The 6,069-nt window shown below is 69.7% G+C and carries 5 protein-coding genes; 2 read left to right on the plus strand and 3 right to left on the minus strand.

All coding sequences use genetic code 11. The features are described from left to right. Positions 1–3: 3 nt before the first annotated feature. Complete coding sequence (locus tag ABD287_RS09565; protein WP_344171343.1) at positions 4–429, minus strand: MmcQ/YjbR family DNA-binding protein; 426 nt, start codon at positions 427–429, stop codon at positions 4–6. 103 nt (positions 430–532) lie between these two features. Then, positions 533–2,341 (minus strand): class I SAM-dependent methyltransferase, encoded by a 1,809-nt coding sequence (locus ABD287_RS09570; RefSeq protein ID WP_344171345.1) that lies wholly within the window; start codon positions 2,339–2,341, stop codon positions 533–535. 268 nt (positions 2,342–2,609) lie between these two features. Here ABD287_RS09570 and ABD287_RS09575 point away from each other — a divergent pair, with 268 nt between their 5' ends. Together ABD287_RS09575 and ABD287_RS09580 are read left to right on the plus strand one after the other, a co-directional pair. Then, complete coding sequence (locus tag ABD287_RS09575) at positions 2,610–2,996, plus strand: hypothetical protein (protein ID WP_344171347.1); 387 nt, start codon at positions 2,610–2,612, stop codon at positions 2,994–2,996. 11 nt (positions 2,997–3,007) lie between these two features. After that, complete coding sequence (locus ABD287_RS09580; RefSeq protein ID WP_344171349.1) at positions 3,008–5,131, plus strand: NACHT domain-containing protein; 2,124 nt, start codon at positions 3,008–3,010, stop codon at positions 5,129–5,131. 78 nt (positions 5,132–5,209) lie between these two features. On the opposite strand, the gene ABD287_RS09585 is transcribed toward ABD287_RS09580, so the two are convergent. Continuing rightward, on the minus strand, positions 5,210–5,656 hold the full coding sequence (locus tag ABD287_RS09585; RefSeq protein ID WP_344171351.1) for an RICIN domain-containing protein: 447 nt from the start codon (positions 5,654–5,656) through the stop codon (positions 5,210–5,212). Positions 5,657–6,069: the final 413 nt, after the last annotated feature.

Consider the following 6,069-nt stretch of genomic DNA (forward strand, 5'->3'; position numbering starts at 1 on the left):
CGATCACGTCGGCGGGTGCTCGTTCAGCCACGCTGCCGGTCGGCGTGCTGACGCGCGCGACAGCCACGCGTCCTGGACCACCTCGGCCAGCTCCGTGTGGGTCAGCTCGCCGACGCGGGCGGCCCGCAGCAGAACCGAAGGGTGGCCGTTGAAGTGCGCGGTGGTGAAGAACGGCGACGCTTCATCTTGCGTCAGCGCCTGCTTGTCCGCCTCGGACGGAACCCAAAAGACGATCACGTCCGTATACCGCCCGCCGGTCGTCGGGTCGATCGCGTCCGGCCGCGGATTACGGAAGAAGACGAACGACTTCCCGCCCACCTGGTAGACCGGATTGTCGCCACTGCCGCAGTCAACGGTGACGTGTGGCATGGCCAAAGCCAGCTCATGCACGTCCCCCACCCGAGCGGGCCGACTCCTGTCGTCTGTCACGCCTCCAGGGTAGTTAACGACCCGTCTTGCCTGCATCAGTGTGCTCAGCGGGGCCGACAAGGTCGGGCCGGCGGTGGCCACCTGCCGGACGACGGCAGGCTGGTCAGTGTTTGACGCCGTACGCCATCACGGCGGGCATCGGGACGACCAGTTCCCCGTCCCCGCCCGCCAGCTCCCGTGCCGAGTCGTCCACCCGCGACCGGATCCGCTCCTGCGCCGCCGGGCTCTGCTGTCGTAGCAGGCCGCCGATACGCGCGGTGCCGGCGTGGAACGCCGGGTACACCGCACGTGACGAGGACAGTCGCCAGTCCAGGTCCAGCCGTACGACGTTGACGGCCGCGAACCCCGCGGTGGTCAGCGCCACCCGGCATTCCGAGGCCCGGCCGAAGTGGAAGAAGTCCGGCCCGTGCGGCACCGTCGCCTGCTCGCCACAGTCGGCGACCGCCCGGAGGATCCAGTCGAAGGCGACCGCCTCCGCCGGTTCCGCCCAGACTGTGAAGGCGAACCGGCCCCCCGGCCGCAGGACCCGATACGCTTCGCGCAGCGCCGCCTCGGGGTCCGGGACGTGCAGGAGGCCGAAGTTCATCGCCACCGCGTCGAAGCGCTCGCTGCCGTACGCCAGCTGCTGCGCCGCCTGCCCACTGAACGTCAGCTCCGGGCGCCGCTGCCTGGCCAGTCCAAGCATCGCCGGGCAGAAGTCGACGCCGGTCGCGGTCCCGCCGCGGTCGGCCGCGGCGGCGGTCAGGTCTCCGACGCCGCAGGCCACGTCCAACAGCGTGGTGTCCGCGTCGGCCGCCAGAGCGTCCAGCACGCTGTCGTTGCTCTGCCGGGTCAGCGGCGACCATACTTTCGCGTAGACCGGGGCGGCTCGCTGCCAGCCGCTCCGCTCGAACTCGGTGAAAGCGGCCGGTTCCCGGGACACCGCCACGGCGCAGGGGCCGCCGATCTGGCGGGCGGCCGCCAGGCCCGGCCGGTAGGGCTCGGCCATGTTCCGAATCTGGTCGAACAGCTCCAGATAGCGATGGGTGTCGACCTGGTTGGCGGTCACCTCGAACGAGGTGATCTGGTCGTCGGGGCCGCGCAGCGCCTCCCAGGCGAAGGCGCCGGAGGCGGCCGCGAAGAAGAACCGGTGGGTGGGCACAGGCGCCCGGGACACGTCCAGAACCGATACCCGAACCCCCATCTCGGCATGCGCATCGATGATCGCCCGGCACTCCGGGTCGGCGAGGGTGTCGGCGCCGTGGGGGAGGAAGAACACCCGCTCCATGATCCCGCCGCCGGCCACGAATCCGGCCATCGCCCGCTCGACGTAGTCGGACTGCCAGAAGTAGCGCCTGGTGGGCAGGCTGGTGGCGAGGAAGTGCCCGCCCGGGTGCTGGTCGAAGGCACGCCGGTGGAAGCTGCGCTGCTGGTCCACACTCTCCAGTCGGAACCGCCCCTCGGTCAGCACCCGGGCTGGCGTCCGGAAGATGTCTTCCAGGTAGGGCCGGTAGATCCGCAACACCGAGGGCTCGGTCTGCTCCAGCAGCTCCGGGAGCTGCGCCACCACCGCCCGGCTGATGGCGGCGTGGTTGATCCGTAGCTGTTCGAGCAGCTCGACGCGTATGGCCGCCAACTGGTCGGCGGTCGCCCGCTGGAGCGCCGCGGCCTCCCGCTGCCCGGCCCGCTGCTGCCCGACGATCAGGTCGCGCAGCGCGGCCAGCCGCTCGTGGGTGAGGCGGCCGGCTGTGGTGAGAGTGCTGGCGACGATCATGAGGGTCATCCCGGATACCAGCAGCGCGAACTTCGGCGTGCTCCGGCTGAGTAGGGGCAGGTCGATGATTCCCGTCAGGTCACTGACGCTGAGCAGCACCGCTGCCGTGCCAGCGACCAACAGCCCGAGTCGGTCGAATTCATGGCGTAGCTTCTTCACACGCAGACCCCTCGCACGCGGAGTCCTCGACTGTACCGACGACGTACCACGCAGTCACTCCGAGTATCGAAAGATCCACAGTGACTGTGGTCCGGTCCAGCTAACTGGAGGCGCGGGTTCGCTCGAACCTGGCCTCCTCGCAGCGTCAGACCTGCCGCCAAGAACGTGGCGGGGAGCCGTAACCAGATGTCGACTGTGCATGTTGGACACCATGAGTGTGGCAGGTCTGGCCCCTATCGCTTCCACGGTTTCGCCCAGAGGATGTGGCATGGAACTCGCGAACTACGCCGACGGCGTGGACCTGATAGTCGGGGCGTTGGTCGCCGGCGGCGTCGCGGCGGTCACCGACACCGCGACCGCCGCGACGCGGGAGGCACTCGACCGGCTGCGGTCCCGGCTGATCACCCTGTTCCGGGGTGATCAGGCCGCGTTGGCGGCCTTGCAGGGTGAGATGACCGAGGCGCAGGCGGTGCGGCAGCTGCTGGAGCCGCACCTGCTGGCCGCGGGCGCCGTCGACGACCCCGAGGTGGTCCAGGCTGCCCGTCAGATGCTGATCTCGATCCATGGCGCCACGAACACGTCGATCGACGCCAGATTCAGCAAGGGCGCGATGTTCGGCGGCGTCGGCAACACCCAGAACGTCACGATCAACTAAGCGGCTGTCCGATGGCCCGGTCGTCGAGCCGCCACATCGACGCCCGGCACAGCCGGGGCGTCATCGCCGGGGGTGTCGGGCACACCCAGAAGGTGTATATCCAGGGCTCCGCCCGGGCATCCGACGCCAGTGATCCCCGGCAGCTCCTGGCCAACCGGGTGGTGCTGGTGGAGACCGCCGCTCTGGAAGCGGCGCGGCAGGGACACCCGCTGATCGAGTTGACCATGATCGGCCCGAACGGCGAACACCACGACTTTTACCAGGTCATGACGCGGCTGCGACCCTCGCGCGGAGGTAGCCGGCTGGTGCTCCTGGGCGCAGCGGGCGCCGGCAAGACCGTCACCTGCCAGCAGCTGGTGGTCAAACTCGCCGAGCGGGCCAGGACCCGTGCCGCAGCGCTGATCCCGGTACGCCTGAGCGCCGCCACCTGGACCGTCGGCCGGGACCTGCTCGACTGGTTCGCCGCCAGCATCCGCACCGACTACGGGGTCCCCGCAGCCGCGGCCGATGACCTGGTCAAGAACCGGATGATCCTGCCGGTCATCGACGGACTGGACGAGCTGGGCACTCTGGCAGGCGAGGACGACGCCGGCCGCCGGCACGGCGCTGGCCTGCTGCACGAACTGAACCAACTCCAGCGTGTCACCGCCCGGTACCCGGTGGTGGTCACCAGTCGGGAGGACTACTACCAGCAATTGACCGCGACGACTCCCGCGGCCGGAAACAGCGCCGCACGACTCGCTGGCGCCACCACCCTCACCATCTCGCCGATCACCCCCGATACCATTCGCGACTACCTGACCAGCACCTTCGAGCACGACACCGAGCAGCTGGCCGCCTGGCAACCGGTGATCAGCCAGCTCGGGTCGCCCGCCGGCCGCGTCGCCCGCAGCGTCCTGGCCACGCCATGGCGCCTGGTGCTCGCCACCACCGTCATGCCGACCCTGCTGGCGCCGTCGATCCTGCTCACCGACGACCCGACCGAGGACCCGACCACCGACGACGTACGGGCCAGCGAGCTGCACAGCACCCTGTTGACCCAGTTCATCCCCGCCGCTGTCGCCATCGCCGCCCGGAAGTCCCGATCGGCGCGACGGCGCCTGCCACGTCGACCCCGCTGGCCCCGACCCGCGCTGCTGGACCAGCGGTACCTATGGATACGACCGCACCCGGCGCCGGAGCGGGCAGTCAGCTGGCTACGCGCGCTCGCCCAGCATCAGCACCGCATGAGCGAGCGGCCAGACGCTCCGGCTGAGGCGCGCGGAGAACTCGCGCCGCACCTGCTCTGGGCGCTCACCTCGCCGCTGCGGCTACGGATTGTGCACCTGGCGTGCGCCTTCTCGCTCTCTCTCGGGGCTGTATTCGTGGGCTTGGCCGCCCTCGCCCTCAGCATGATCGGCGACTTCGCCATCGTTCAGGGCACCGGTGGCTGGTGGGCTTACCTGTCCGCCGCGACCGGCGGCATTGTCGGCGTGGCCGTCAGCGTTCGCTGCTACCGGCTAGCCTGGCCGCAGCTCCACGACGCGGCCCGGATTCAGCTCCCTTGGCGACAGCGCGTCCGGGCGTTCGGCGCCGGCGCACGAACCGGCTACCCGAGCTACCTGCTGTATCTGCTGGCCCTGTACGCCATCGGGACGGTGGTGCGCAGCCAGGGATTCGGCCTGGCCGTGGCTGTTGCTGCCGCGCTGGTCGGCGCCGTCGCCAACGGGTTCGCCCGGCTCGCCGCGTCCATGTCCACCTCGTGGGCCACCGACGTCAACGTGGCGACCCCGATCCGGGCGGTGCGCCGGGCCACCCGGGCCCAAGCGATCCACCTGTTCGCCCGCGCCTCGACCAGTGTTCCCACCTTCTGCCTGGTGGCCCGTCCCTGGGTGGCGGCAGTCATCTCGCTGGCGGGGTCCTGTGTGTTCTTCCTGGCGATGGAGCCCGGAACAGCCGTTCTCCGGTACCACCTTGGCCTCATGGTCGCGGCGGCCCATCGAGTGGCGCCGGTGCGAATGGGACGGTTCCTGGAATGGTCCACCGCCATCGGTGTGCTGCGGGTTTCCGGCGCCGCCTACCAGTTCCGCCACCGCGAACTGTACGAGTGGCTGCTGTGCCCGCCCGAGGTTACGCAAGACCCTGCGGATCAATGATAGGAAGCGGCAGAAGCCGGCCGCATTGGCGGCCGCCCTACGGCAGCTGTCCTCGCCACGCGACGGGGCCGGTTCTGGTCACCAGACCCAGCGCTGGAAGTTCCCGCCGTTGCAACCAAGCGTGTACACATGGCCGTTGGCGTTGCTGTCAAGGCAGAAGCCGGTGGCGACGTTCGTCAGCTCCCAGCCCCAGTGGAACCGCCGGACCCGCCACTCCTGATACGACCCTCCGTTGCACCCGAGGGTGTAGACGTGCCGGGCGGCGTTGCTGTCCAGGCACCGGTGAGTCTGGGAGTTGACGAACTTCGTGCCGTATGTCCCGCGGACCTGGCGCCAGTTCTGATAGTTGCCGCCGTTGCATCCCAGCGTGTAGACCTCGCCCGCGTAGTTGCTGTCCAGGCACAGCAAGGTGGCGACATCCCTGATTGTCGTGCCGGCGGGGTTCGCCTCCGCAGGCGCCGCGCCCAGCAGGGCTGCGGCGGTGGCCGCGCCGGCCAGGACTGACCCGATCGTCTTCGATCGCATGGAATCCCCCTCGTGGTGGTTGACCGAATCGTTCGGCCGCGCAGAGACGGCCAGTTCCAGGAGCGCGGTCGGCGGGCGCAGATACCGGGAGGGCAGCGGCGGCGGCAGTCCACGCGACCCGCGCGTAGCAGCCCACAGCGCACGGGCAACCGGTGGGCGCAGAACCTCGCGGATCGGAGTCCGCCATGAAGCTGGTCTGGACGATGCCCCGGTTTGCTAGAGCCGGGTAGGCGACCGTGGCGGCGTACGTCAACGAGTCCACTCAGAGGCTGAGCCCCCAGACTGCGTCCCCGGGGCATCACCTTCATGGCTGTCTAGTACGACAGCCGTACTTTTCGGTTACGTGATCAACTCGGCGGTCTCGCGGCGTCGGTAGTGGGCTTTTCGGGCTCGGTGTTGGTGTCGGCGTCGCC

This window comes from Pilimelia columellifera subsp. columellifera (genome assembly GCF_039532605.1).
GTDB lineage: Bacteria > Actinomycetota > Actinomycetes > Mycobacteriales > Micromonosporaceae > Pilimelia > Pilimelia columellifera.

Bases quoted from the DNA above. Each gene is read 5' to 3' on its own strand.
- ABD287_RS09575 (WP_344171347.1), top strand. From the start codon at position 2,610: ATGGAACTCGCGAACTACGCCGACGGCGTGGACCTGATAGTCGGGGCG.
- ABD287_RS09580 (WP_344171349.1), top strand. From the start codon at position 3,008: ATGGCCCGGTCGTCGAGCCGCCACATCGACGCCCGGCACAGCCGGGGC.
- ABD287_RS09585 (WP_344171351.1), bottom strand. From the start codon at position 5,656: ATGCGATCGAAGACGATCGGGTCAGTCCTGGCCGGCGCGGCCACCGCC.